Origin of the sequence: Pseudomonas sp. IzPS59 (assembly GCF_014863505.1) — a bacterium.
Lineage (GTDB): Bacteria > Pseudomonadota > Gammaproteobacteria > Pseudomonadales > Pseudomonadaceae > Aquipseudomonas > Aquipseudomonas kribbensis.
In genome coordinates this window covers 3,984,623-4,009,706 of record NZ_CP062251.1, presented here as the reverse complement: position 1 = coordinate 4,009,706, position 25,084 = coordinate 3,984,623, and the positions used below count along the sequence as shown (strand labels likewise).

23 protein-coding genes are annotated in these 25,084 nt (G+C 59.7%); 12 read left to right on the top strand and 11 right to left on the bottom strand.

Features of this window, described 5'->3' with window-relative positions; translation table 11 throughout:
- Positions 1-200: 200 nt before the first annotated feature.
- The 6 genes from IF189_RS17955 to IF189_RS17930 are packed head-to-tail and all read left to right on the top strand — an operon-like array spanning position 201 to position 6,150.
- On the top strand, positions 201-1,295 hold the full coding sequence (locus tag IF189_RS17955) for an ABC transporter ATP-binding protein (protein WP_192552013.1): 1,095 nt from the start codon (positions 201-203) through the stop codon (positions 1,293-1,295).
- Entirely contained in the window at positions 1,295-2,404 is a 1,110-nt protein-coding gene (locus IF189_RS17950) for an ABC transporter ATP-binding protein (RefSeq protein ID WP_134827379.1), read from the top strand. Before IF189_RS17955 ends, IF189_RS17950 begins: the two co-directional genes overlap by 1 nt.
- Positions 2,401-3,267 carry a carbohydrate ABC transporter permease gene (locus IF189_RS17945; RefSeq protein WP_085712412.1) on the top strand — a complete coding sequence of 289 codons (867 nt, stop codon included), beginning with the start codon at positions 2,401-2,403 and terminating at the stop codon, positions 3,265-3,267. Before IF189_RS17950 ends, IF189_RS17945 begins: the two co-directional genes overlap by 4 nt.
- A gap of 9 nt (positions 3,268-3,276) precedes the next feature.
- Complete coding sequence (locus IF189_RS17940) at positions 3,277-4,077, top strand: carbohydrate ABC transporter permease (protein WP_119428986.1); 801 nt, start codon at positions 3,277-3,279, stop codon at positions 4,075-4,077.
- Between the two features lie 10 nt (positions 4,078-4,087).
- On the top strand, positions 4,088-4,360 hold the full coding sequence (locus tag IF189_RS17935; RefSeq protein WP_039767461.1) for a DUF2160 domain-containing protein: 273 nt from the start codon (positions 4,088-4,090) through the stop codon (positions 4,358-4,360).
- A gap of 47 nt (positions 4,361-4,407) precedes the next feature.
- Positions 4,408-6,150 carry an ABC transporter substrate-binding protein gene (locus IF189_RS17930; protein ID WP_085712410.1) on the top strand — a complete coding sequence of 581 codons (1,743 nt, stop codon included), beginning with the start codon at positions 4,408-4,410 and terminating at the stop codon, positions 6,148-6,150.
- A 43-nt stretch (positions 6,151-6,193) separates the two neighbouring features.
- On the opposite strand, the gene IF189_RS17925 is transcribed toward IF189_RS17930, so the two are convergent.
- The 6 genes from IF189_RS17925 to IF189_RS17905 form a co-directional block, all read right to left on the bottom strand.
- A complete protein-coding gene (locus IF189_RS17925) occupies positions 6,194-7,072 on the bottom strand; it encodes an alpha/beta fold hydrolase (RefSeq protein ID WP_134827378.1) in 879 nt (292 codons plus the stop codon).
- A complete protein-coding gene (locus IF189_RS17920) occupies positions 7,069-8,019 on the bottom strand; it encodes a class I SAM-dependent methyltransferase (protein WP_192552012.1) in 951 nt (316 codons plus the stop codon). The genes IF189_RS17925 and IF189_RS17920 overlap by 4 nt, the downstream gene beginning before the upstream one ends.
- Positions 8,016-9,236 (bottom strand): YcaO-like family protein, encoded by a 1,221-nt coding sequence (locus IF189_RS17915; protein ID WP_192552011.1) that lies wholly within the window; start codon positions 9,234-9,236, stop codon positions 8,016-8,018. Before IF189_RS17915 ends, IF189_RS17920 begins: the two co-directional genes overlap by 4 nt.
- A 50-nt stretch (positions 9,237-9,286) precedes the next feature.
- Positions 9,287-9,415 carry a hypothetical protein gene (locus tag IF189_RS29015; protein WP_263974432.1) on the bottom strand — a complete coding sequence of 43 codons (129 nt, stop codon included), beginning with the start codon at positions 9,413-9,415 and terminating at the stop codon, positions 9,287-9,289.
- A gap of 384 nt (positions 9,416-9,799) precedes the next feature.
- The gene (locus IF189_RS17910) at positions 9,800-11,206 is read right to left on the bottom strand and encodes a heavy metal sensor histidine kinase (protein WP_192552010.1); all 1,407 of its coding nucleotides are present in this window, start codon (positions 11,204-11,206) and stop codon (positions 9,800-9,802) included.
- Positions 11,203-11,877 carry a heavy metal response regulator transcription factor gene (locus IF189_RS17905; protein ID WP_007951475.1) on the bottom strand — a complete coding sequence of 225 codons (675 nt, stop codon included), beginning with the start codon at positions 11,875-11,877 and terminating at the stop codon, positions 11,203-11,205. Before IF189_RS17905 ends, IF189_RS17910 begins: the two co-directional genes overlap by 4 nt.
- Positions 11,878-12,286: 409 nt before the next feature.
- Here IF189_RS17905 and IF189_RS17900 point away from each other — a divergent pair, with 409 nt between their 5' ends.
- The 5 genes from IF189_RS17900 (at position 12,287) to IF189_RS17880 (ending at position 18,692) form a co-directional block, all read left to right on the top strand.
- Positions 12,287-13,534, top strand: coding sequence for a TolC family protein (locus IF189_RS17900; RefSeq protein ID WP_192552009.1), 1,248 nt, complete (start codon positions 12,287-12,289; stop codon positions 13,532-13,534).
- A gap of 49 nt (positions 13,535-13,583) precedes the next feature.
- On the top strand, positions 13,584-14,777 hold the full coding sequence (locus IF189_RS17895) for an efflux RND transporter periplasmic adaptor subunit (protein ID WP_192552008.1): 1,194 nt from the start codon (positions 13,584-13,586) through the stop codon (positions 14,775-14,777).
- A gap of 15 nt (positions 14,778-14,792) precedes the next feature.
- Positions 14,793-17,945, top strand: a complete 3,153-nt coding sequence (locus IF189_RS17890) for a CusA/CzcA family heavy metal efflux RND transporter (RefSeq protein ID WP_192552007.1) — start codon at positions 14,793-14,795, stop codon at positions 17,943-17,945.
- Positions 17,946-18,079: 134 nt separating this feature from the next.
- A complete protein-coding gene (locus tag IF189_RS17885; protein ID WP_134827371.1) occupies positions 18,080-18,280 on the top strand; it encodes a co-regulatory protein PtrA N-terminal domain-containing protein in 201 nt (66 codons plus the stop codon).
- A 79-nt stretch (positions 18,281-18,359) separates the two neighbouring features.
- Positions 18,360-18,692: a DUF2790 domain-containing protein gene (locus tag IF189_RS17880; protein ID WP_134827370.1), complete on the top strand. Its 333-nt coding sequence runs from the start codon at positions 18,360-18,362 to the stop codon at positions 18,690-18,692.
- Between the two features lie 148 nt (positions 18,693-18,840).
- On the opposite strand, the gene IF189_RS17875 is transcribed toward IF189_RS17880, so the two are convergent.
- Positions 18,841-20,166, bottom strand: a complete 1,326-nt coding sequence (locus IF189_RS17875) for an OprD family porin (RefSeq protein ID WP_134827369.1) — start codon at positions 20,164-20,166, stop codon at positions 18,841-18,843.
- Positions 20,167-20,524: 358 nt separating this feature from the next.
- Here IF189_RS17875 and IF189_RS17870 point away from each other — a divergent pair, with 358 nt between their 5' ends.
- A complete protein-coding gene (locus IF189_RS17870) occupies positions 20,525-20,989 on the top strand; it encodes a GNAT family N-acetyltransferase (RefSeq protein ID WP_134827368.1) in 465 nt (154 codons plus the stop codon).
- A gap of 79 nt (positions 20,990-21,068) precedes the next feature.
- Here the strand turns inward: IF189_RS17870 and IF189_RS17865 are convergent, their stop codons facing one another.
- The 4 genes from IF189_RS17865 to nuoM form a co-directional block, all read right to left on the bottom strand.
- Positions 21,069-21,446 (bottom strand): type II toxin-antitoxin system VapC family toxin, encoded by a 378-nt coding sequence (locus tag IF189_RS17865; RefSeq protein ID WP_134827367.1) that lies wholly within the window; start codon positions 21,444-21,446, stop codon positions 21,069-21,071.
- Positions 21,443-21,874, bottom strand: a complete 432-nt coding sequence (locus IF189_RS28880) for a type II toxin-antitoxin system Phd/YefM family antitoxin (protein WP_225739911.1) — start codon at positions 21,872-21,874, stop codon at positions 21,443-21,445. Before IF189_RS28880 ends, IF189_RS17865 begins: the two co-directional genes overlap by 4 nt.
- Positions 21,875-22,078: 204 nt before the next feature.
- The gene (gene nuoN, locus IF189_RS17855; RefSeq protein WP_085712396.1) at positions 22,079-23,542 is read right to left on the bottom strand and encodes an NADH-quinone oxidoreductase subunit NuoN; all 1,464 of its coding nucleotides are present in this window, start codon (positions 23,540-23,542) and stop codon (positions 22,079-22,081) included.
- A 7-nt stretch (positions 23,543-23,549) separates the two neighbouring features.
- Entirely contained in the window at positions 23,550-25,082 is a 1,533-nt protein-coding gene (gene nuoM / locus IF189_RS17850; RefSeq protein WP_007951464.1) for an NADH-quinone oxidoreductase subunit M, read from the bottom strand.
- Positions 25,083-25,084: the final 2 nt, after the last annotated feature.

Genomic DNA, 25,084 nt, shown 5'->3' with positions numbered 1-25,084 from the left:
CGGGACCTGAAAAGCATCGATAGAGTGTTGTTCACTATTGTTCATTGTCAATCGTTGAACTGTTCAAATGTGTTCAGCAATGAAGGTGGCTTATCCGCGTTTTTGGCGATTTTCGGGGCGAATCAACGGCTTGGGATTTCTGGCACGAATGTCGCTCTCTTGCACACGTCGCTTGACTCCAATAATAAAAAGGCCGAGCCATGTCACTCACCCTGGAGCACGTCAGCCGCACCGTCGAGGGCCAGACCTGGATCGACGATGCAAACCTGAAATTCGAAGCCGGATCCTTCAACGTCCTGCTCGGGCGCACGCTGTCCGGCAAGACCAGCCTCATGCGCCTGATGGCCGGTCTGGACAAGCCCGACAGCGGCCGCATCCTGATGAACGGCGTCGATGTCACCCAACGCCCGGTGCGTCTGCGCAACGTGTCGATGGTCTATCAGCAGTTCATCAATTACCCGACCATGACGGTGTTCGAAAACATCGCCTCGCCGCTGCGCCAAGCCGGGATCTCTAACGAGCAGATCCAGAGCAAGGTGCAGGAAACCGCAAAGATGCTGCGCATCGAGAAGTTCCTGAAGCGCTATCCGCTGGAGCTGTCCGGCGGCCAGCAACAGCGCACCGCCATGGCCCGGGCGCTGGTCAAGGATGCCGAACTGATCCTGTTCGATGAGCCACTGGTCAACCTCGACTACAAACTGCGCGAAGAACTGCGCCAGGAAATGCGCGAGCTGTTCAAGGCGCGCCACACCATCGCCATCTACGCCACCACCGAGCCCAACGAAGCGCTGGCGCTGGGCGGTACGACCACCATTCTTCACGAAGGCCGGGTGATCCAGAGCGGTCCCTCGACCGAGGTCTATCACCAGCCGCAAACGGTGCTGGCGGCGGAATTGTTCTCCGAGCCGCCGATCAACCTGATGCCGGGGCGCATCGCCGGTAACGAAGTGAGTTTCGCCAACTTCGTGCACTTCCCGTTGAACGTTGACCTGCGGCCGGTGGGCGAGGGCGAGTTCCGTTTCGGCGTGCGTCCGAGCCACATCTCGCTGGTGCCGAGCAACGATGACGACCTCGAATTGGCCGTGACCGTCGAGGTGGCGGAGATCAGCGGTTCGGAAACCTTCCTGCACGTGCGCAACGAGCATTTCCTGCTGGTGCTGCACCTGCCCGGCGTTCACGAATACGACGTCGATGCGCCGATCCGCATCTATATCCCGACCCATAAACTGTTTGTGTTCGATGCGCAGGGCCGTCTGGTGCAGGCGCCGGGCCGGCGTGTCGCGAGGGTTGCCTGATGGCCGAAATCCGTTTGCAACACCTTGCCCACAGCTACAGCAAAACCCCGGGCGGACCGGAAGACTACGCCATCCGCGAGATGGATCACATCTGGGAGCAGGGCGGTGCCTATGCCTTGCTCGGGCCGTCGGGTTGCGGCAAGTCGACCTTGCTCAACATCATTTCCGGCCTGCTCAGCCCGTCTCAGGGTCATGTGCTGTTCGACGGCAAAGCGGTCAACGACCTGACCCCGGAGAAGCGCAACATCGCCCAGGTTTTCCAGTTTCCGGTGGTGTACGACACCATGACCGTGTTCGACAACCTGGCCTTCCCGTTGCGCAATCAGGGCATGGCCGAGGCCAAAGTCCACAGCAAAGTGCAGGAAATCGCCGAAGTCCTCGACCTGCAAAACCTGTTGAGCAAAAAGGCGCGCAACCTCACCGCTGACGAAAAACAGAAAGTCTCCATGGGCCGTGGTCTGGTGCGCGACGACGTTTCGGCGATCCTCTTCGACGAGCCGCTGACGGTGATCGACCCGCATCTGAAGTGGAAACTGCGGCGCAAGCTCAAGCAGATCCACGAGCAATTCAACATCACCATGGTCTACGTCACCCACGATCAGCTGGAGGCCTCGACCTTCGCCGACAAGATTGCGGTGATGTACGGCGGCCAGATCGTGCAGTTCGGCACACCCCGGGAATTGTTCGAGCGGCCGAGCCACACCTTTGTCGGCTACTTCATCGGCAGCCCCGGAATGAACCTGATCGAGGTGCAGCCGCAACCGGGCGGGGTGGGTTTCAACTCGACCCATCTGCCGCTTTCCGACGCCTTGCAACGCCATATCGAACACGGCCAATGGAAAAATCTGAAAGTCGGCATCCGCCCTGAGTTCATTCATGTGTGGGACGAGCCGTTCGATGACGCGATGCAGGCGCGGGTCGTACACGTCGAAGACCTTGGCACCTACAAGATCATGACCCTGGATCTGGACGGCGCAGCACTGAAGGTGCGTCTGGCCGAAGACAAACCGGTGCCCCAGGGCACGTCGTACATCAGCTTTCCGGCGCAGTGGCTGATGGTCTACGCCGATGAATTCCTGCTTGAAGCCAGCGAAGAGGTGCAGCCATGAACAAGGTGCAGAACAACAAGGCCTGGTGGCTGGTGTTGCCGGTGTTCCTGCTGGTGGCCTTCAGTGCGGTGATACCGATGATGACCGTGGTCAATTACTCGGTGCAGGACATCTTTGATCAGTCCAGCCGCTACTTCGTCGGCGCCGACTGGTACAAGCAGGTGCTGCTTGATCCGCGTCTGCATGACTCGTTGCTGCGCCAGTTCATCTATTCGGCGTGTGTGCTGCTGATCGAAATTCCGCTGGGAATTGCCATTGCGCTGACCATGCCGACCAAGGGCCGCTGGTCATCGGTGGTGCTGATCGTGCTGGCGATTCCGCTGCTGATTCCATGGAACGTGGTTGGCACCATTTGGCAGATCTTCGGCCGCGCCGATATCGGTTTGATGGGATCGAGCCTCAATGCCATGGGCATCAGCTACAACTACGCGGCCAACACCATGGATGCGTGGGTCACGGTGCTGGTGATGGACGTGTGGCACTGGACGTCGCTGGTGGCGCTGCTGTGTTTCTCCGGGCTGCGGGCGATTCCCGATGTGTATTACCAGGCGGCGCGGATCGACCGGGCTTCGGCGTGGGCGGTGTTCCGTCACATCCAGTTGCCCAAACTGAAGAGCGTGCTGCTGATCGCGGTGATGTTGCGCTTCATGGACAGCTTCATGATCTACACCGAGCCGTTCGTGCTCACCGGCGGCGGGCCGGGCAATGCCACGACCTTCTTGAGTCAGACGTTGACCCAGATGGCTGTAGGCCAATTCGACCTGGGGCCGGCGGCGGCGTTTTCGCTGGTGTACTTCCTGATCATCCTGCTGGTGTCCTGGCTGTTCTATACCGCCATGACCCACAGCGATGCCAACCGCTGAGGCCCGGCCATGAGCAAGAGAAAAGTGATCCCACTGCTGCTCTACATCCTGTTCCTGCTGGTGCCGATCTACTGGCTGCTGAACATGTCGTTCAAGAGCAACACCGAAATCCTCGGCGGCCTGACGCTGTTTCCCCAGGATTTCACTTTGCACAACTACAAGGTGATCTTTACGGATCCGAGCTGGTACACCGGTTATCTCAACTCGCTGTACTACGTGAGCCTGAACACGGTGATTTCCCTGAGCGTGGCATTGCCGGCGGCTTACGCGTTTTCCCGTTACCGCTTCCTCGGTGACAAGCACCTGTTCTTCTGGCTGCTGACCAACCGCATGGCGCCGCCGGCAGTGTTTCTGCTGCCGTTCTTTCAGTTGTATTCGTCGATTGGCCTGTTCGATACCCACATCGCCGTGGCGTTGGCGCACTGCCTGTTCAACGTGCCGCTGGCGGTCTGGATTCTCGAAGGATTCATGTCCGGCGTGCCCAAGGAAATCGATGAAACCGCCTACATCGATGGCTACAGCTTTCCCAAGTTCTTCGTGAAGATTTTCATCCCGCTGATCGGTTCCGGCATCGGGGTGACAGCGTTTTTCTGCTTCATGTTTTCCTGGGTCGAACTGCTGCTGGCCCGCACGCTGACCTCGGTGAATGCCAAGCCGATCGCGGCGGTGATGACGCGCACGGTGTCGGCGTCCGGCATCGACTGGGGCGTGCTGGCAGCGGCGGGGGTGCTGACCATCCTGCCGGGCATGCTGGTGATCTGGTTTGTTCGCAACCACGTGGCCAAGGGCTTTGCCCTGGGCCGGGTCTGAGGAACTGATGATGGAATGGATGAGCTGGACCGTCCCGACGGCGGCATTTTTCATCGTGATTGGTTTGATCCTGGTGGGCATGACCACCTGGGAGCTGCGCTCGCCGAGCATCTTGCGGCGAGGGTTTCTGCCGATTGCCACCACCCGTGGCGATCGCTTGTTCATCGGTCTTCTCGGCAGCGCCTACCTGCATCTGCTGGTGATCGGCGTAACCGACTGGAGCATCTGGGTAGCGTCCGCGTTGTCCCTGGTGTGGCTGTTGGCTGTGATGCGTTGGGGCTAGTCGAATCGCTCGGCAATCGTGCTCCAGAACTTAAACAGGAGGTCTCTATGTTCGACAAAAACAATAAGCTGCGACATAGCATTTCATTGGCAGCCATGCTGGCACTCAGCGGTTTGAGCGCATCCGCCTGGGCCGATGCCTACGAGGACGCGGCAAAAAAATGGATCGGCAGCGAGTTCAAGCCGTCGACCCTGACACCGGAGCAGCAACTTGAAGAGCTGAAGTGGTTCATCAAGGCCGCCGAGCCGTTTCGCGGGATGGACATCAAGGTCGTCTCGGAAACCCTGACCACCCACGAATATGAATCCAAGGTGCTGGCCAAGGCCTTCAGCGAAATCACCGGGATCAAGCTGACCCACGACCTGCTGCAGGAAGGCGACGTTGTGGAAAAAATGCAGACGGTGATGCAGTCGGACAAGAACATCTACGACGGCTGGGTCAACGACTCGGACCTGATCGGTACACACTTTCGCTATGGCAAGACCGAGTCGATCACCGACCTGATGGCCAACGAAGGCAAAAACTTCACCTCGCCGACCCTCGACATCAAGGACTTCATCGGCATTTCCTTTACCACCGCGCCGGACGGCAAGATCTATCAATTGCCCGACCAGCAATTCGCCAACCTGTACTGGTTCCGCGCCGACTGGTTCGAACGCGCCGACCTGAAAGCCAAGTTCAAGGAAAAATACGGTTATGACCTGGGTGTGCCGGTGAATTGGTCCGCCTATGAAGACATCGCCAAATTCTTCAGCGAAGACGTCAAGGAAATCGACGGCAAACGCATTTACGGGCACATGGACTACGGCAAGAAAGACCCGTCCCTGGGCTGGCGCTTCACCGACGCCTGGTTCTCCATGGCCGGTGGCGGCGACAAGGGCCTGCCCAACGGCTTGCCGGTGGACGAGTGGGGCATCCGCGTCGAAGACTGCCACCCGGTGGGTTCCAGCGTGACCCGCGGTGGCGATACCAACGGCCCGGCGGCGGTGTTCGCCACGACCAAGTATGTGGACTGGCTCAAGGCCTACGCGCCACCGGAAGCGGCGGGCATGACCTTCTCCGAGTCCGGCCCGGTGCCGTCCCAGGGCAACATCGCTCAGCAGATTTTCTGGTACACCGCGTTCACTGCCGACATGACCAAACCGGGTCTGCCGGTGGTCAACGCCGACGGCACACCGAAATGGCGCATGGCGCCATCGCCGCGCGGTCCTTACTGGGAAGAGGGCATGAAGCTGGGTTATCAGGACGTGGGTTCCTGGACCTTCATGAAGTCCACGCCTGAGAAACAGAAACTCGCGGCCTGGCTGTACGCGCAGTTCGTGACCTCGAAAACCGTGTCGCTGAAGAAAACCATCGTCGGCCTGACGCCAATCCGCGAGTCGGACATCAACTCGCAAGCCATGACTGACCTGGCACCGAAACTCGGCGGTCTGGTCGAGTTCTACCGCAGCCCGGCGCGGGTGCAATGGACGCCGACCGGCACCAACGTGCCGGACTACCCACGTCTGGCACAACTGTGGTGGAGCCACATCGCCGAAGCCGCCAGCGGCGACAAGACCCCGCAACAGGCGCTCGACGGCCTGGCCAAGGATCAGGACGCGATCATGACCCGTCTGGAGCGCTCCAAGGCCCAGGCCACCTGTGCCCCGAAAATGAACCCCGAGCGCGACGCGCAATACTGGTTCGACCAGCCGGGTGCACCGAAGCCGAAACTGGCCAACGAGAAACCGAAAGGCGAGACCGTGAGCTACAACGAACTGCTCAAGTCGTGGGAGGCAGCACGCAAGTAAGCGTTTTTGCGGGACAGGACGGCACCTTCGGGTGTCGTTTTTTTCAGCCCTCGATTTCACGTTTCACCGCCCGGCGCACGGCTTTGAGAATGGCGCTTTCGAAGGCGTTGTGCCCGGCATGCAGCAAACGGCAGTGAATGTTCATGCGTTGCCTGAGCCAGCGCACGCTGGCCATGCCGAAGGTATCGCGAATGCCCTGGATCAGCAGGGTGTTGTCGTCGAGGGTCAGCTTCTGGTCCCTTGGCTGGAAGAAATAGCCTTGAAGGTGGTAATGCAATTCCAGACGGATGGCGAGTACCGCTTCCTGATCGACGAAGCTCCCCAGTGTGCCGGGGCAAACCGTCTGGCCCGTGCGGCGCAGAACAGCATTCAACCATTCGATGGCGGCGACGCGCTGTTGCAACGGGCAGCCTTCGCCGAGTATCCGGAAGATGTCTTTGGCGCGATGGCTTGAGGTCGCTGGTGGCGATTGCGCCAGCCCCTCATTGAGAGCCCGGTCGTACGCCCGGACATTGGTCGCGAAAGGTACGAACACTGATACCAGTGTGGTTTTCAGCAGGTGCTGCGGATATCGCTGCTGGTATTGGATCGCCAGCCAACTGCCCCACGAAACGCCGAGCACACTGATCTTTTCGAAGCCGAAATGCTGGCGCAGAGCGTCGATGTCTTCGACACACAGGCCTGTGGTGTTGTTGCGCAATTCGCCGTAAGGCGTCGAGCGCCCGCAACCGCGCTGGTCAAACAGGATGATGTCGAAACGGCGCAGGTCGAAGAATTCCAGGTGATGGCGGCTGATTCGCCCGCCGGGGCCTCCATGCAGGAAAAACACCGGTTCGCCTCCCGTGACCCCATGCCGTTCCCAATAGAGTTGATGACCGTCGTCGGTCGGGTAAAAGCCTTTGCCTTGCAGGGAAAACGTCATGCGGTCGCGACCTTCAGGCGATAGAACTGGAACAGTTCCATTTGTCCCGGACGTGCCGCGACGCTGGATTCCAGTTGCAGTTTGTGGGCGGCGGCGAGCCAGACGACAGGGATCAGCACCGGGGTGTGACCGAAAACGAGGAGGGTGCCGCCAGGTTTGACGCAACGGATCAGTGATTCGAATGCGGCCCGGGCTTCCCGGCGGGTCAAGACTTCGGCATTGAGGAAACGCAGGATCAGTACATCGCAGTGAATTCCGGCATCAAAGGCGTCACGCGCATCGAGCAAACGAAACTCGACTGACGTCCTCCCATGAACTTGTCGGGCGTGTTCAATCATTGAGGCTGAGCGATCACTCCCCAGACACAGACAGTCAGGGAGGGCGCGGGCGAGGTAGGCAATGAACTCGCCCGTCGAACAGGCCGGGTCGTAGATCAACGCGCCGGTTTCGGTGATTGCCTGGAGCAGCCCCGCGCACTGTTCGCGCAGGTGTTGTTCATCGTTGTTCAATTGTTCGGCCAGTGATTCGCTGCATTGCCAGAAATCAGCCGGACAGACCACTTCCCGTCCTGCCGCGTCAACTATCGGAAACGGGAACAGAATCTCGCTGTCAGCCAGACGCAGTGCTCGTTCAAAGGTCTGCGCTTTCTGTTCGACAGAGGCCGTCCGATAGCCGATCGACAAACCTTCATCCCCCCATAGTGAGTGGAGATGCGGACCCAGCAACATGCAGGGTTTGAGCACGCTGCTGGCCTGCCATCGAAAATGCCGGTCACGTTGCAGGCGCTTGCGGCCGACCCAGACCTCGCCATTCACCCGCAGGAAAAATACGTGATGCAGTCCGCTGCCTGGCGGTTCGAGGTAATGGCCGACGCCACCGTTCTCGTTCAGGTGTCGGGCCATGGAGCTTGCCAATGCCAGCTCCCGGGAGCGATCGAGTCGGTTCATGGGGCGGTTCTCTCCAGAGTACGACCCCGGGCCTGGGGGATGACAACGTTGCCGCTGGAAACCACGAAGAACCACTCCAGTCCGGGAATCACCACGTTGAGCAGGGTTGTGCCGAGCTCGGTTCGCTGCAGGATCGAAGCGCCCAGCGTACGGCCGTGGCTTTGCAGGTCTTGAGTCAGCAAGTGGAGTTGATCGTCCACGGACATGTCCTCACTGACGCCGGGCAGCGCTACTTCGTGTTGCGGGCAGCGATGCAACAGCGTCTGCGGATCAAATTGCGCGCAGCGCAGCAGGCGCGGGAAGGGCTGCAGGTTGCGTAGTGCATTGGTCAGCGTCTGGTGGTATTCGGACTCGGCGGCATTCAATTGCAATTGCACCAGTTCACTGAGCGCACGCCATGCGGCGTGACGTGGGTCGAGTGAACAGCCGCTGCCGTAAACCTGTGGATGAGGCCCCGGCTTCGTCGTGAAGGCCAGAAAGGTTCGTGCCTTGAATTCGCTGCTGATATCCACCAGCACGATTTCGCCGCCGATTTCCTGTTCGGCATCGGTCCACAGACGACCGAGGTCATCGCCGTCACTGAGGCGGGCCACCCGTCGCAGGGGCGGGTGGTTTTCGTAATAGAAATGGTTGAGCAGAAACAGCGACACGGCATCGCGTTCGATGCATTCGTTGGTGGCGTGCAGCATCGCTTCGCTGTAAGTGGCGCCAATGGCGGTGCCGCTGTTGCTGGCGTAGCGTCGTACCACGCGGCAGTCGGCCGTGTCCGGTGAAGAAGGCTGAAGTGAACCGTTGGGAGAAGTCAGCGCAACCGGATAGGAAAAACGGTCATGCCACGGCGGACAGACGTAGGTCCTGCAGGGGATGCGCACGTTTTGCTGACAGAGCCTCTGCAGAAGCGAGTCATCGGCAAAGATCGGTGTGTCTTTGAAATAGCGCTCCGTCTCGTGGTGAACATCGGTCGCAAAGCGTTCATCCGTCCAATAATGCTCAAGCGCTTCATACAGCGCGCCCAGGTGTGCCTGATCCGCATAACCCTTGCCGCCGCCACGGGCATGACGATTGTCGCTGCCGTGAAGACTCGCCTGAACGGCGACCACCTTGTTGCCGAGTGTGCGGGTTACCGGCGTGAGGCCAAGGCGTGCAAGCTCGGCCTGGATACGTCGCTCTGCCTGATCGGCCGTCAGCTCACGCTCGGCCATCCTTGTCTTGTCCATGGATACCTTCCTGGAAAGCCCGCGAGGGCGCGCGGCCCTCGCGGGTCTTGTCACTCGGCGTTCAGTTCCGTCTGTTCTTCTTCGGTCAGTTGCAGTGCTTCGATCTGCTCGGCCGAAGGGGTTTCCTGTTCGTCGAGTTCGTCGATCTGGTTGGCGTTCCAGCTGCCCATGTAGCCCATGAGGTTTCTCCTTGGTTGTTGTTTGAGTGTGCTGTTGCAAGCACGAGCCGAATCTAAGAGGGCAGTGTCGAGGGGGTCAAAAATATCCAGACGTTTCCGTTCGCGGTTTTTACCCGCGCCGAAATACGTACTGATAAATCTTGAATAGACGCGTCAGGTTTAACGCAAAGGCTTGTTTTGGAGGGGCGGGAGCGGCGTGCAAGAAGGCGAATGAAACGATAAGGAACCAATCGTCTGCGAAGTTTTTCCCTGTCCATGTCAGACGATTCATCGTGAGACTGACGCAAAATCGCACTGAAGGATTTGCATGGAGGTATGGCGCACTTGTGCGGTGATTTTTCTGACGAAGATTGAGAAAACACCGCACAAATCTGCTTGAAGGCTTTAATGCTTTTCCGCGAACACGGGAAACACCAGGCTGAAAACCGTCATCGCCCCCGGACGGCTTTGCACCTGCGCGGTGCCCGAATGCAGGCTCATGATCGAGCGCACGATGGCCAGCCCCAGACCGGTGCTGCCCTGCGAGCGAGCACGGCTGCTGTCGACCCGGTAAAAGCGGTCGAACAGATGCGGCAAGTGCTGCGCTTCGATGCCGGCACCAGGATTGCTCACCCGCAGCGCCACCTGTGTCGGTGACTGTTCAATGAACAGCGAAACGGTTTTGCCGGGCGGGCAGTGGCGCAGGGCATTGGACAGCAGGTTCGATATCGCCCGCTGGATCATCAAACGGTCGCCCGACACCCGGGCGCTGCCGACCACCTTCAGATGAATCTGCTTGTCCTGCGCCGACAGGGAAAACAGGTCGGCCACCCTGAACGCCTCATCTTCCAGTGCAATCGGCTCGAACGACGCGTGCGCCATCGGCTGACTGGCCTGGGCCAGAAACAGCATGTCCGAGACAATTCGCGCGACGCGCTCCAGTTCCTCAGTGCACGACACCAACACGTCCTTGTAGTCCTCGACCGTACGCTTGCGCGAGAGCGTGACCTGCGCCTTGCCCATCAGGTTGTTGATCGGCGTGCGCAGTTCGTGGGCCAGGTCATCGGAGAATTGCGACAACTGCTGCACGCCGCTGTCCAGGCGATCGAGCATGACGTTGATGCCCTGCGCCAGTTCGCTCAGTTCCTGAGGCATATTCACCACTGAAAGCCGGTGGTCGAGGTCCTGGGTGGTCACCCGGGCCGCCACTTTGCGAAACTCGCGCAGCGGCGCCAGTCCACGCTGCACTGCGCCCCAGGCGGTCAGGCCGATGAACACCAGCAGCAACGGCAAGGCCATCAGCGTCGAGCGCAAATAGGCGCTGAGCAGGGCCTGATCGTGGGCATTGTCCATCGACAACAGCACCGGCACGTTGCTGCCGTCCTTCAGGCGGATCAGCTTCGAGGCAGTAAGAAATTTCGCGCCTTCGGCATCGGCGCTGTCGGTGTAAGTCAGTTGATCGGTTGTCGCCCGCACCGCTTTCAATTCAATCCGTGGGTCCGTCAATCCCGACCCGGACTTGAGCAGCGGTGAGCGCAAATTGCCCCGGTCATAAATCGTCAGCGTCAGGTTGTCATGCCCCATGACCTGATCGAGCAGAATGTGCGGCTTGCCACTGACTTCATTGGCATCGACGTACAGCGACAGGCTGTGTTCCACCTGCGCCATCTTCTTTTCCAGGCTGTCCCGGGACAACGCATTTAGTTCATGGGTCAGGGCGAAATACGCGAGGATCGCCAGAAACACCACCAGCAATGCACCGAGAATGCTGACGGTCAGTCCCAGTCGCAGCGACAGGCTGGCCGGCTTCATTCCCGGGCCTCCAGCACATAGCCGACACCGCGCAGGGTGTGGATCAGCTTGCTGTCGAACGGGTCGTCGATCTTCGCCCGCAAGCGGCGGATCGAGACCTCGACCACGTTGGTGTCGCAGTCGAAGTTCATGTCCCACACCAGCGAGATGATCTGGGTACGGGTCAGCACTTCGCCGGACTGGCGCATCAGCAGGTGCAGCAGGGCAAATTCCTTGGTTGTCAGGTCGATGCGCTGCGTGCCGCGAAACGCCCGGTGACGGCCCGGGTCAAGTTCCAGATCGGCGACCTTGAGTACCTGCGGCACCGGGATGTTTTCGCTGCGGCGCATCAGGGTGCGCACCCGGGCCAGCAGTTCCGGAAACTCGAACGGTTTGACCAGATAGTCGTCGGCGCCCAGATCCAGCCCCCGGATCTTGTCCGCCAGGCGACCGCGTGCGGTGAGCATCATCACCCGGGTGGAGTGAGTACGACGCAGTTGTTCAAGCACGCTCCAGCCGTCGAGTTCCGGCAGATTCACATCCAGAATGATCAGGTCATAAACCTGTTGTTGCGCCAGGTGCAAACCGTCGGCGCCGTTAACAGCGTGGTCAACGATATAACCACTTTCGGTCAGTCCCTGATGCAAGTATTCGGCAGCTTTAAGCTCGTCCTCGACGACAAGGATTCGCATGATCTTTCACCACTTTTATTCAATGGATATTTAATTAAGGTGGCCAGGAAAGTTGTTGTTTTTGTAAGGTCTTCCGGACGGTTTCTGTTGCTGGATGGCATGCAAGGTAAAGGCTGTAGTGGCTACAGAGTCAACGTTAAAGGCCTTTAAACCGGCTGTCCGCGACAGCCTGTCGCAGCAATAGAACGGTTTTTTCATGACTTCGATTTCGGCAAGTGCTGTTCGGCAGATAACTAACCAGTATTTGTTTCCATGTGTTGCTACAACGCCATTCGAATCCGGAATCCTAGAGCAAAACAACTTCGATGAACTGTTGATAACGGATTTGTAATTTTCCAGTCACCTTGTCGATAAGTTCAAAACCCTACCGTGGCGCAATCAAAGATTCTTGATTAAAGGAAGTCTTCCATTGCCCGGTTTAATAGAACGGACGGCGCGCTCACGCCTGAAAAAAACCGCCAGCGGCCTCTTGTTGCTGGCCTGTACAGGTCTTGCCAGTGCATCGACCCTGACCCTGGATCAGGCCCTGCAAACCGCCTTCGCCGGTAACCCGGATCTGGCCGCTGCGCAGTGGGAAATCGGCATTGCCGAAGGTGACCGCAAACAGGCGGGCCTGATCCCCAATCCCGAGGTTTCGTGGGAGGCCGAAGACACCCGGCGCCAGTCGCGCACCACCACGGTGATGCTCAGTCAGCCGATCGAGCTGGGCGGCAAGCGTGGCGCGCGGATCGATGTGGCGAGCCGTGCGCAGGATGCCGCCGGCCTCGAGCTGGAGCGCAAGCGCAATGCGTTGCGCGCCGATGTGATTCAAGCGTTCAACGGCGCGCAAACGGCGCAGCAACGGTTGCAACTGGCCCGGCAGTCGCTGCAACTCGCCGAACACGGGTTGCGTGTGGCCCAGGGGCGGATCGAGGCGGGCAAGTCATCGCCGGTAGAAGGCACGCGGGCGCAAGTACAGCTCTCTGAGGTTCGCCTGGAACTGAGCCGCGCCGAGCGTGATCAGGCCAATGCGTACCAGCAACTGGCCCAGGTCATGGGCGCACCGTTGCCGACTTCGACCACGGTGCAAAGCGCCGCTCAAAGCCTGCCAAGCGTCCCACCACCGACCCGTTTGCTTGAGCGCCTCAACGAAACGGCGGAGCTGCGTCTGGCGAAATTGCAGATCGATCAGCGCGACGCGTCTCTGGGACTGGAGAAGTCCCAGCGGATTCCCGATCTCACCGTCAGCATCGGCAGCCAGTACAGCGAAACCGAGCGCGAGCGGGTCAACGTGGTCGGGCTGTCGATGCCGATTCCGCTGTTCAACCGCAATCAGGGCAATGTGCTGGCGGCGGCACGGCGTGCCGATCAGGCACGGGACCTGCGCAACGCCACCGAGCTGCGTCTGCGCACGGAAATCCAGACCACCCTTGAGCAATGGCAGACCGCCAACGGCGAAATCAAAGCGTTCGATCAGACCATCCTGCCCGCCGCGCAAAGTGCGGTCGACAGCGCCACTCGCGGATTCGAAATGGGCAAGTTCGGCTTCCTCGACGTGCTCGACGCCCAGCGCACATTGATCGCCGCTCGCAGCCAATACATCCAGGCGGTGAGCGAGGCGACCGACGCCCGGGTCCGCATCGAACGCATTTTCGGCGACCTCGGCGTCAACCGTTGAATTTCAATTTTCTGATCACTGCGCGATGGCACGGCGCAGAGGAGTTTCCATGGATAAAAAACTGATCGTGGTCGCTGCGGCGACCTTGGCGCTGGGCATTGGCATCGGGTCGATGTGGGCGGGCAACTCGGGCATCGATGCGCATGCCGATGAAGCCTCCGAGCATGCGGATCACGCTGAAGAAGGCGCAGCCGCCGAAGGCGAGCATGGCGAAGAAGGACACATCGAATTGACGGCGGAGCAGATCACGGCGGCGGGGATTCAAGTGGCTGAAGCGAAGGCGCAGCGCATCAGTCTCGGCCTGCCGTTCCCCGGTGAAGTGCGTTTCGACGAGGACCGCACCGCCCATGTGGTGCCGCGTGTACCGGGGGTGGTCGAGTCGGTGTCGGTCAATCTCGGGCAATCGGTGAAGAAAGGTCAGTTGCTGGCGGTGATTGCCAGTCAGCAGATTTCCGATCAGCGCAGCGAGCAGGCAGCCGCGCAGCGCCGGCTGGCCTTGGCGCGTACGACGTTCGAGCGCGAGAAGAAACTGTGGCAGGACAAGATCTCCGCCGAACAGGATTTCCTCCAGGCGCGACAGGCCCTGGAAGAAGCCGAAATCGCCGTGAGCAACGCCCGGCAAAAGATCAGCGTCCTCAGCGGCAGCGTGGTCGCCACCGGCGGCAATCGCTATGAACTGCGGGCGCCGTTCGACGCCGTGGTGGTGGAAAAACACCTGACGCCGGGCGAGGTGGTCGATGAAACCACAGCGGCCTTCACGCTCTCGGACTTGTCCCGGGTGTGGGTCACCTTCGGCGTTTCTCCCAAAGACCTGAACAAGGTGCAAGTGGGCAAACCCGTCACCGTCAGCGCGGCGGAACTGAATGCTGAAGTCAGCGGCACCGTGGCTTACGTCGGCAGCCTGCTCGGCGAACAGACCCGTACCGCGACCGTGCGCGTCACCCTGGAAAACCCGCAAGGCTCATGGCGTCCGGGTCTGTTTGTCACCGCGCTGGTCGCCACCGACAGCCGTCAGGCCAAGGTCGCCGTACCGGAAACCGCGATCCAGACTGTCGAGGACAAACCCACGGTATTCGTGCGCACCGACGACGGCTTCAAGGCTCAAGCGGTGGAGCTGGGCAGTCGTGCGGCGGGGCAGGTGGAAGTCACCGCCGGGCTGGAACCGGGCGTGCAAGTCGCCAGCGCCGGCAGCTTCGTCCTCAAATCGGAGCTGGGCAAAGCCTCGGCCGAGCACAGTCATTAATCGCGGAAGACTCCCATGTTCGAACGCCTGATCCAGTTTGCCATCGAGCAGCGCATCATCGTGCTGCTCGCCGTTCTGCTCATGGCCGGCCTCGGCATCGCCAGTTACCAGAAACTGCCGATCGACGCCGTGCCAGATATCACCAACGTCCAGGTGCAGATCAACACCGGCGCGGCCGGGTTTTCGCCGCTGGAAACCGAACAGCGCATTACGTTCCCGATTGAAACCGCGATGGCCGGCCTGCCGGCGCTGGAGCAGACCCGCTCACTGTCGCGCTCGGGGTTGTCCCAGGTCACGGTGATCTTCAAGGACGGCACAGATCTGTTCTTTGCACGGCAGTTGGTCAACGAGCGGTTGCAGTCCGCCAAGGAGCAATTGCCCGAAGGTGTGGAGGCGGTGATGGGGCCGATCTCCACCGGGCTCGGCGAGATCTTTTTGTGGACGGTCGAGACGAAAGAAGGCGCGCTGAAGGATGACGGCACGCCCTACACGCCGACCGATCTGCGGGTGATCCAGGACTGGATCATCAAGCCGCAATTGCGCAATGTCCCCGGTGTGGCCGAGATCAACACCATCGGCGGCTTTGCCAAGGAGTACCAGATTGCGCCCGATCCAAAAAAACTCGCGGCCTACAAACTGACCCTCACCGATCTGGTGACGGCGCTGGAGCGCAACAACGCCAACGTCGGCGCCGGCTACATCGAACGCAGCGGCGAGCAATTGCTGATTCGCGCACCGGGGCAAGTGGCGAGCACCGAGGACATTGCCAACATCGTCATGGCCAACGTCGACGGCACGCCGATCCGGATCAAGAACGTTGCCACCGTGGAAATCGGCCGCGAACTGCGCAGCGGCGCGGCCACGGAAAACGGCCGTGAAGTGGTGCTCGGCACGGTGTTCATGTTGATCGGCGAGAACAGCCGTACGGTCTCCCAGGCCGTCGCCGCCAAGCTTGAACAGATCAACAAATCCTTGCCCGATGGCGTGATCGCAGTGCCGGTATACGACCGCACTCATCTGGTCGACAAGGCCATCGCCACGGTGAAGAAGAACCTCGTCGAAGGCGCGATTCTGGTCATCGCGATCCTGTTTCTGTTCCTCGGCAACATCCGCGCTGCGCTGATCACGGCGATGGTGATTCCGCTGTCGATGCTGTTCACCTTCACCGGGATGTTCAGCAACAAGGTCAGCGCCAACCTGATGAGCCTTGGTGCGCTCGACTTCGGCATTATCGTCGACGGCGCGGTGGTGATTGTTGAAAACACCCTGCGACGGTTGGCCCATGCCCAGCAGCACCATGGACGGTTGCTGACGCGGTCCGAGCGTTTCCATGAAGTGTTTGCCGCGGCGAAAGAGGCGCGGCGACCGCTGATTTTCGGTCAGTTGATCATCATGGTTGTTTACCTGCCGATCTTCGCCCTGAGCGGCGTCGAGGGGAAAATGTTCCACCCGATGGCGTTCACTGTGGTCATCGCGTTGCTTGGCGCCATGCTCTTGTCCGTCACCTTTGTGCCAGCGGCGATTGCGCTGTTCGTCACCGGCAAGGTCAAGGAAGAAGAGGGCGTGGTGATGCGCGTCGCGCGTCGCGTTTATGCACCGGCGCTGAACTGGGTCATGTCCCACCGCACTGTGGCGGTCGGCGCGGCGCTGGGTGTGATCGTGCTCAGTGGCGTGGTCACCGGCCGCATGGGCAGCGAGTTTGTGCCGAGCCTCAGCGAAGGTGACTTTGCCTTGCAGGCGCTACGCGTGCCGGGCACCAGCCTGACGCAGTCGGTGGATATGCAGCAGCGGCTGGAGAAGTTGATCCTGGGCAAAGTGCCGGAAGTCGAGCGCGTGTTCGCCCGCACCGGCACGGCGGAAATCGCCTCCGACCCGATGCCGCCGAACATCTCCGACAGCTACGTGATGCTCAAGCCGAAAGACCAATGGCCGGATCCGGGCAAGTCCCGGGAAACCTTGATGGCCGAGCTGCAACAGGCCGCCGCCACGCTGCCGGGCAGCAACTATGAACTGTCGCAGCCGATCCAGTTGCGCTTCAACGAGCTGATTTCCGGTGTGCGCAGCGATGTGGCGGTCAAGGTGTTCGGCGATGATATGGACGTGCTCAACGCCACGGCGGCAAAGATCGCCGCCGCCATGCAGAAGGTCAACGGCGCGTCCGAGGTCAAGGTCGAGCAAACCACCGGTCTGCCGGTGCTGACCATCAACATTGACCGCGACAAGGCGGCGCGTTACGGGCTCAACGTCGGCGATGTGCAGGACACCATTGCGGTGGCCGTCGGCGGGCAGAAGGCCGGGACGATGTACGAAGGTGACCGCCGATTCGACATGGTGGTGCGTTTGTCCGACGCCATGCGCAAGGACATCGAAGGGCTGTCGGCGCTGCTGATTCCGGTACCGGCGGCGGGTGGTGATGCCGCCCGTCAGATCGGTTTCATTGCGCTCAAGGACGTCGCCAGCCTCGATCTGGTGCTGGGGCCGAATCAGGTCAGTCGCGAGAACGGCAAGCGCCTGGTGATCGTCAGCGCCAACGTGCGCGGGCGTGATATCGGATCGTTCGTCGCCGAGGCGGGCGAAGTGATCGAGCGCGATGTGCCGGTGCCGGCGGGTTACTGGACCACCTGGGGCGGGCAGTTCGAACAACTGCAATCGGCGGCCAAGCGCTTGCAGATCGTGGTGCCGGTGGCGCTGCTGCTGGTGTTCGGGTTGCTGTTCATGATGTTCAACAACCTCAAGGACGGCTTGCTGGTGTTCACCGGGATTCCGTTTGCGTTGACTGGCGGGGTCATGGCGTTGTGGCTGCGGGACATTCCGCTGTCGATTTCGGCGGGTGTCGGGTTTATCGCGTTGTCCGGTGTGGCGGTGCTCAATGGCCTGGTGATGATTGCGTTCATCCGCAATCTGCGGGAGGAGGGGCGTTCGCTGTCCGAGGCGATCAACGTCGGTGCGTTGACGCGGTTGCGACCGGTGTTGATGACTGCGCTGGTGGCTTCCCTGGGCTTCATTCCGATGGCTCTGGCGACCGGCACTGGCGCGGAGGTGCAGCGACCGCTGGCCACAGTGGTGATCGGCGGGATCCTGTCCTCGACCATTCTCACGCTGCTGATCCTGCCGGCGCTGTATCAGATTGCGCATCGCCGGGACGAGGAGTCACCCACTGCAGCCTAGTCATTTTTTGCGTTAACAAAAGGCCCGCAAATGCGGGCCTTCCTACATAACGGATATGTAATTTCGGCGCCACCGTCACGAAAGGTTCGGATTGTTACCTTGATCCCGTCAGTTACTTAAATGAGGAATCAAACATGAAACCTGTACAGATCGGTGCGTTTTTGTTGGCGTTGGCGGTGTCTTCCCTGGCGATGGCCGAAGGTGGTGGCGACCGCACTTTCGACCGGATGATGACCAGCAACGACCGCTCCATGGAGCTGTTCGTTGCCAAGGAAAAGGCCCGTGATCCCGTTGTCGTGAACGACAAGAAGGCCGAACAGACCCAAGACCTGTAAGCGTGCCGCCAGTGAATGAGCCCGTCATCGCGCATCGATGGTGGGCTTTTTTATGAGTCGTGTTTTGAAGGAGCTGGATATGAAACTACTAAAGTTGTTGGCATTCACCGGTGTCATGGCGATGTCCTTGAGTGCGTTGGCCGAAGGCGGTGGCGACAGAACGTTCGACCGGGCGCTCAGCGCCAATGCCCAGGCCATGGAGCAGTACGCGGCGGCCCAGGGCAAAGCGGCGCCGGTGGTCAAGGAATATACGTACGGAATGAAGCTGGACGTGAAGAAAGTGGTGAGTGTTGTCCGGCCGAAAAATGAATGCGCGGTGGTGCCGGCTGCGATGACTTATGAAGATTCCAAAGGGCAACTCAACACCGTCACATACAGCGTCATGGGAACCTGCCGTCAGCAGGGTGGATAGCGCCTGTAACGGCACAAGCGCCCGGTTCATGTTGAGTGAGTCGGGCTTTTTTTCAGGCATAAAAAAGGCGCCCCGAAGGACGCCAAAAAATTCACCTCTTACCAAAGGAGCAAGGAGCTTCTAAAGGTGAATGTGTTGCTCGTGAAACTCAGAGAATCGCCAGCGGGTATTCGACGATCACGCGGACTTCATCCAGATCCGACTCGAACGCCGTGGCACGGGTGGTGGCCTGACGAAGGCGCAGTGACAGGTCTTTCATCGAACCGCTCTGCACCACGTATTTGACTTCGATGTCACGCTCCCAACGCTCCTGGTCGGTCAGCGGATTGCCGTCTGCATCGCGGCGCATGTACACGGCGTTGGCGTTGGAGTAATCGGCATCGGTGCCACGGGCATAACGGGTCATGAACGACAGGCCCGGGACGCCGTAAGTGGTCATGTCGAGGTCGTAGCGCACCATCCACGAACGCTCTTTCGGCGAGTTGAAGTCGCTGTACTGGATCGAGTTGTCGAGGAAGATCGAGTCGGACTGGCGCAGATAATCGAAATCGTTGTTGCCGTTGTTGCGCTGGTGGGAGAGGGCGACAGAGTGGGCGCCAAGCTTCACACCGACGCGGCCGCTCCAGATATTGTTGTCGAATTTGCCGAGCAATTGTTTGCCTTCGTCGACTGCCTTGTAATAGTTCAGGCCGCCGAACAGCGACAGGTCATCCGACAGCGGATACGTCCAGGCGGTGCCGGCGTAGTACTGGTTCCAGGCATCTTTCAGGCGACTGGTGTACAGGCTGAAACTGAGGTTTTTGTTCAGCGCATAATCGCCACCGCCGTAAGCAATCCAGGGCGAGTTGACCGGGCCGGCATAGAAGGTCGCGAAGTTCTCGCGCATGTCGCTGGACACCGGTTGGCTCATCGCATGCAACCGGCCACCCTGGATCGACAGACCCTCGATGCTGGTGTTGGTCGCCGTCACACCGCGAAAGCTTTCCGGTAGCAGTCGCGAATCACCCGCCGCAACCACCGGGTTGGCCGGGAACACATCGCCGATTTTCACCACCGTATCGAAGGCCCGCACTTTGGCGGCACCGCCGACCTTGGTGTATTCGTCCCGTGCTTTGCCTTCGCTGTCGACCGGCAACACATCGAACGAACTGCGGCCACCGTTGCGGCCGTCACCGGTATCAAGCTTCAGGCCGATCATCGCGAAAGCATCCACCCCGACCCCGACGGTGCCCTGGGTGAAACCGGATTCGAACTTGCTGATGACCGAATGGGCCCAGGCCTCGGAATAACCATTGCCGGTGGGACTGGATTGGCCGTTGCGGTGATCACGATTGAAATAGAAGTTGCGGTTGAGCACCGTCAGGCTGCTGCCTTCGATAAACCCTTCGGGTTTGTCTTCTGCAAACACCGTGGACGGCCCGGCGCCGACGACCACTGCTAAAGCGGCCATCGATATTTTTGTGTTGTTAACCATCAATCACTCCTGAGTTCGGCAGAACGGGAACGTGCTTCGGCGTGGGTTTTATTGTTCGACGGGCAAGGGCCCGCCGGGAGAGTCGCCGGGTGACATCGTTGCAGGCTGCGGATAACGCCAAGGTGATCGGGGAATTACAATTTCGTTAGGTGGTGTTGCGATTGACTCGTCGGAACAATCCGCAGCACTATCCAGCCATGACTGCCCAACACCGAATGACCATGATGTGCTCCGCTATGACCGCTTCCGGCGGGCCATAAGGTCATGCATGTCTGGTCAATGACGTGTTACCCAAAGCCCCGCCAGAAATGGACGGGGCTTTTTATTACCCGTCCGTACATGGCTCATGGAGAGAGAAATGTTCGATATCAAAAGAGCTACCCCGGAGGATGCCTGGATAGCGTTCGAGATCCGGCGACTGGCGATCCGGCATCAATGCATCGGTGCCTACGGCGAGCAGCAAATGCTCGACTGGACAAAAGGCTCGGCGCAGGACGGTTACGACACGCTCATGCAAAAGCATTTTTATCTGGGTTACGTTGAGAGTGAGCCCGTGGCAACCGGCATGCTCGATCTGGAACATCGCGAAATTGGCGCAATTTTCATCCATCCGGATTTCATGCAGCGCGGTCTGGGTAAACGGATGCTGAGCTTTCTTGAGGCGCTGGCACGGGATCTGGGAGTGGCAGAGGTTTACCTGGATGCGACTTTGAATGCAGCCGATTTCTACAGGCGCTGCGGTTACGTCGGGGAGGGAAGTGCGGTTTATCAATCGCCTTCAGGTCTGCAACTGGCCTGCGTGCCGATGGTGAAGAAACTGTGATGGCATAAACGCAAAAAACGGCACCCGAAGGTGCCGTTTTTATTGCGCGAGCAAAGCTTCAGTGCAACTGGCGTGAGGGCTAGATCAAAATGGCCAATGGCGTGTATTTGGCAACGATGGGATCAGCAGTGAGAAGCTTCATGGGTTCTGTCATGGCTGTTGCCACAATCAGGCGGTCGAACGGGTCACGGTGGTGAGATTCCAGATCCTTCACCGCTATCGCGTGTTCTGATGAGATGGGCAACTCGATGAAACCGCTTTCGACGCAGTATCGCCGGATCTCGTCCAGATCAACGCTCAGTTTTCCCAGCCCGACCTTGATTGCCATTTCCCAGAACGTCGCGGCACTGACATAGATTTCGGCTGCATTATTGATGAGTTGTCTGGCTTTACCGGATAGCTTCTGATCATCGGCGAGTACCCAGAGCAACACATGGGTATCGAGTAGCACCCTCATGCTTTCTGGCCTTCAAAGGCATCCAGCAGATCGTCCGGCAGAGCGGCATCGAAGTCGTCGGTCACGACAAGTTTGCCCTTCATCGCGCCAATTCGTTGCCCGCGTGGTCGCTCCACAGGAACCAGGCGAGCAAGTGGTCGGCCATGCTTGGCGATGGTGATGACTTGTCCGGCAGCTGCGTCATCGACCAGTTTGGATAAATTGTTTTTGGCTTCGGCCAACGGAACAATGATCATGGTTCGTCCCTCGTATTCTGGACAAATATAGCCAGAACTCCGTGGGGCTGCAAAGTTGAACGAAGCTTCAGTGCAGATGAATGACGCAAGTGGAGGTTTTTCGTTGTAGCGCTCAGGCGGAACTTTGTTTTGGCATCCACCCACAAAAGCGCCATAACCATCGACCAACTCGTAAAAGGTCTCGCGTTTCATTATCTGTTTTGCCTCGATTGATATTTTCCGCAGGCGCTCAGAATAGAGACACTCCCCTTATTCTGGCTGTAGGACGGACCTGACAGTCTTGCGCGAGTTTTCGGGAAATTCAGCAAGAGAGCAACGCAGCGGTAACAAATCCCACAAAAACAAAAACGGCACCCGAAGGTGCCGTTTCTGTTTGCAGCTATTCCAGCAGAGCAATCAGCCCGCCAGGCCCGCCTGCTGAACCAGGGTCAGCAATGGTTGCGGGTACACACCGAGGAAGAACGCGACCACGGCGATGGCCAGCAGCATTACGCCGCCTGCCTTCTGTTCCCAGTGCAGCTGGGCATCGTGGCGGCGCAGGTTCGGTTCGATCAGGTACAGGGTGACCATCACGCGCAGGTAGTAGAACACGCCGATGGCGCTGCCCAGTACCAGGGAACCGACCAGCCACCATTGGTGCGACTCGACACCGGTGGCGATGATGTAGAACTTGCCGATGAAGCCTGCAGTCAGCGGGATACCGGCCAGGGACAGCATCATCACGGTCAGTACGGCGGTCAGGTACGGACGGCGCCAGAACAGGCCGCGATATTCGTACAGCGCGTCTGCGTCACGACCGTTGTACGGCGAGGACATCAGGGTGATCACACCGAAGGCACCGAGGCTGGTGATCACGTAGGTGACCAGGTACACGCCGATGGCTTCGACCGCCAGACCCTTGCTCGCCACCAGTGCGATCAGCAGATAGCCGAAGTGCGCGATGGACGAGTAACCGAGCAGACGCTTGAGGTTGCTCTGGGTCAGGGCCAGCAGGTTACCGAACAGGATCGAGGCGATGGCGATGATGGTCAGCACGTTGCTCAGAACACCACTGCTTGCGGCAGGGGAGATCTGGAACAGACGAACCATTACCGCGAACACAGCCACTTTCGACGCGGTGGCGAGGAACGCGGCCACCGGTGCCGGAGCACCTTCGTACACGTCCGGCGTCCACAGGTGGAACGGTACCAGCGACAGCTTGAACGCCAGACCGATCAGCATCATGCCCAGGCCCAGTTGCGCCAGCGAGCTTGGCAGGTTGGTGGTGGCCAGTGCCTGACCGATACCTACGAAGCTCAGGGAACCCGAGTCTGCGTACAGCAGTGCCATACCGAACAGCAGGAACGCGGAACCAGCGGCCGACAGCACCATGTACTTGATGCCGGCTTCCAGCGAACGCTTGTTGAAGAAGGCGTAGGCCACCAGACCGTAGACCGGTACCGACAGCAGTTCCAGACCGATGAACAAACCGGCCAGGTGCTGCGCGCTGACCAGAACCAGGCCACCGGCGGCGGCCATCAGGATCAGCAGGTACAGTTCTTCACGGTTGCCCGGGTAACCCGAACCGCCATCGCCGAGGTAAGCGTGGGCTAGGGTGACACAGGCGAGGGTGGCGACCAGGATCAGCGCCATGTACAGGCAGGCAAAGGTGTCGATCTGCAGCAATGGAGTCACGGCCAGAGGCGCGACTTTCAGGGCCGGCAGGATCGACAGCAAGGCCAGGTTCAGACCCGCCACCGAAATCAGGAAGGTCTGCGAGTGGTTGCGGCGCCAGGCGATTGCCAGCATCACCACGATAATGGTGAGGCTGGTGATCAACAGTGGCGCTAGCGCAATAAAGTGTTGAATCGTGAATTCCATAGCGCTCTTACCGGGCCGAAGCGAGTTGAGTGAAGGCGGTGCCGAGCCACTGCTGCACGCCATGCATCGTGGCGGCAGAAGTGTCGAGGAACGGTTGCGGGTAGACGCCGAGGTAAATCAGCAGTACCGCAAGGCCCAGCACCATGATCAGTTCGCGACCGTCCATGCCGTGCAGGATCGAATCCGATTTCGACGGACCGAAGTAAGCGCGGTGGATCATGATCAGCGAGTAGACCGAACCGAACACCAGACCGGAGGTGGCAATCGCGGTGATCCATGGAGCACTGGCGAAAGTGCCGATCAGGATCAGGAACTCGCCAACGAAGTTACCGGTGCCCGGCAGACCCAGGGAGGCGGCTGCGAAGAACAGGCTGATCGCCGGCAGATAAGCGATACGCGACCACAGACCGCCCATTTCACGCATGTCGCGAGTGTGCAGACGCTCGTACAGCTGACCGCTCAGGATAAACAGTGCCGCCGCCGACAGACCGTGCGCCAGCATCTGGATCACGGCACCTTGCAGCGCCAGTTGGCTGCCGGAGTAGATGCCGATCAGTACGAAGCCCATGTGGGAAACGGACGAGAAGGCGATCAGACGCTTGATGTCGGTTTGCGCGAACGCCAGGAACGCGCCGTAGAAGATCCCGATCAGACCGAGGGTCATGGCGATCGGCGCGAATTCGGCCGAGGCGTTCGGGAACAGCGGCAGGGCGAAACGCAGCAGACCGTAGGCCGCGGTTTTCAGCAAGATACCGGCGAGGTCGACGGAACCTGCAGTCGGCGCCTGGGCGTGAGCGTCAGGGAGCCAGGAGTGGAACGGAACCACAGGCAGCTTGACCGCGAAGGCGATGAAGAAGCCGAGCATCAGAATGTACTCGGTGGTCATCGACATCTTGGTCTTCAACAGGTCGGCGTAGTTGAAGGTAATCACGCCGGTGCTGTTGTAGTTGACCAGTACCAGACCCAGGATCGCCACCAGCATGATCAGGCCGGAAGCCTGAGTGAAGATGAAGAACTTGGTCGCTGCGTAGATACGGGTTTTCTTGCCATCCGAAGAACTGTGACCCCAGAGCGCGATGAGGAAGTACATCGGCACCAGCATCATTTCCCAGAAGAAGAAGAACATGAACAGGTCGAGGGCGAGGAACACGCCGACAACACCGCCCAGGATCCACATCAGGTTCAGGTGGAAGAAGCCAACGTGACGTTGAATTTCTTTCCACGAGCAGAGTACCGACAGGATACCCAGCAGACCGGTCAGCAGGATCATCAGCAGCGACAGGCCGTCGAGGGCCAGGTGCACGTTGATGCCGAAGCGCTGGATCCAGACGTGCTTGAACTCAAGCGCCCAGGTCGGATCGGCGCCAGGCGCCGGAGCAAATGAATAGTCACCGTGGGCCCACAGCCAGAGGCCGAGGGCGAGTTCCAGGGTCATGGTCAACAGCGCAATCCAGCGGGGGAGGGTAGCGCCGAAGCGCTCACCCATCCAGCACAGCAGGCCGCCGATGAAGGGGATCAGGATTAGCCAAGGCAGAATCATGA

Bases quoted from the DNA above. Each gene is read 5' to 3' on its own strand.
- IF189_RS17955 (WP_192552013.1), top strand. From the start codon at position 201: ATGTCACTCACCCTGGAGCACGTCAGCCGCACCGTCGAGGGCCAGACC.
- IF189_RS17950 (WP_134827379.1), top strand. From the start codon at position 1,295: ATGGCCGAAATCCGTTTGCAACACCTTGCCCACAGCTACAGCAAAACC.
- IF189_RS17945 (WP_085712412.1), top strand. From the start codon at position 2,401: ATGAACAAGGTGCAGAACAACAAGGCCTGGTGGCTGGTGTTGCCGGTG.
- IF189_RS17940 (WP_119428986.1), top strand. From the start codon at position 3,277: ATGAGCAAGAGAAAAGTGATCCCACTGCTGCTCTACATCCTGTTCCTG.
- IF189_RS17935 (WP_039767461.1), top strand. From the start codon at position 4,088: ATGGAATGGATGAGCTGGACCGTCCCGACGGCGGCATTTTTCATCGTG.
- IF189_RS17930 (WP_085712410.1), top strand. From the start codon at position 4,408: ATGTTCGACAAAAACAATAAGCTGCGACATAGCATTTCATTGGCAGCC.
- IF189_RS17925 (WP_134827378.1), bottom strand. From the start codon at position 7,072: ATGACGTTTTCCCTGCAAGGCAAAGGCTTTTACCCGACCGACGACGGT.
- IF189_RS17920 (WP_192552012.1), bottom strand. From the start codon at position 8,019: ATGAACCGACTCGATCGCTCCCGGGAGCTGGCATTGGCAAGCTCCATG.
- IF189_RS17915 (WP_192552011.1), bottom strand. From the start codon at position 9,236: ATGGACAAGACAAGGATGGCCGAGCGTGAGCTGACGGCCGATCAGGCA.
- IF189_RS29015 (WP_263974432.1), bottom strand. From the start codon at position 9,415: ATGGGCTACATGGGCAGCTGGAACGCCAACCAGATCGACGAACTCGAC.
- IF189_RS17910 (WP_192552010.1), bottom strand. From the start codon at position 11,206: ATGAAGCCGGCCAGCCTGTCGCTGCGACTGGGACTGACCGTCAGCATT.
- IF189_RS17905 (WP_007951475.1), bottom strand. From the start codon at position 11,877: ATGCGAATCCTTGTCGTCGAGGACGAGCTTAAAGCTGCCGAATACTTG.
- IF189_RS17895 (WP_192552008.1), top strand. From the start codon at position 13,584: ATGGATAAAAAACTGATCGTGGTCGCTGCGGCGACCTTGGCGCTGGGC.
- IF189_RS17890 (WP_192552007.1), top strand. From the start codon at position 14,793: ATGTTCGAACGCCTGATCCAGTTTGCCATCGAGCAGCGCATCATCGTG.
- IF189_RS17885 (WP_134827371.1), top strand. From the start codon at position 18,080: ATGAAACCTGTACAGATCGGTGCGTTTTTGTTGGCGTTGGCGGTGTCT.
- IF189_RS17880 (WP_134827370.1), top strand. From the start codon at position 18,360: ATGAAACTACTAAAGTTGTTGGCATTCACCGGTGTCATGGCGATGTCC.
- IF189_RS17875 (WP_134827369.1), bottom strand. From the start codon at position 20,166: ATGGTTAACAACACAAAAATATCGATGGCCGCTTTAGCAGTGGTCGTC.
- IF189_RS17870 (WP_134827368.1), top strand. From the start codon at position 20,525: ATGTTCGATATCAAAAGAGCTACCCCGGAGGATGCCTGGATAGCGTTC.
- IF189_RS17865 (WP_134827367.1), bottom strand. From the start codon at position 21,446: ATGAGGGTGCTACTCGATACCCATGTGTTGCTCTGGGTACTCGCCGAT.
- IF189_RS28880 (WP_225739911.1), bottom strand. From the start codon at position 21,874: ATGAAACGCGAGACCTTTTACGAGTTGGTCGATGGTTATGGCGCTTTT.
- nuoN (WP_085712396.1), bottom strand. From the start codon at position 23,542: ATGGAATTCACGATTCAACACTTTATTGCGCTAGCGCCACTGTTGATC.
- nuoM (WP_007951464.1), bottom strand. From the start codon at position 25,082: ATGATTCTGCCTTGGCTAATCCTGATCCCCTTCATCGGCGGCCTGCTG.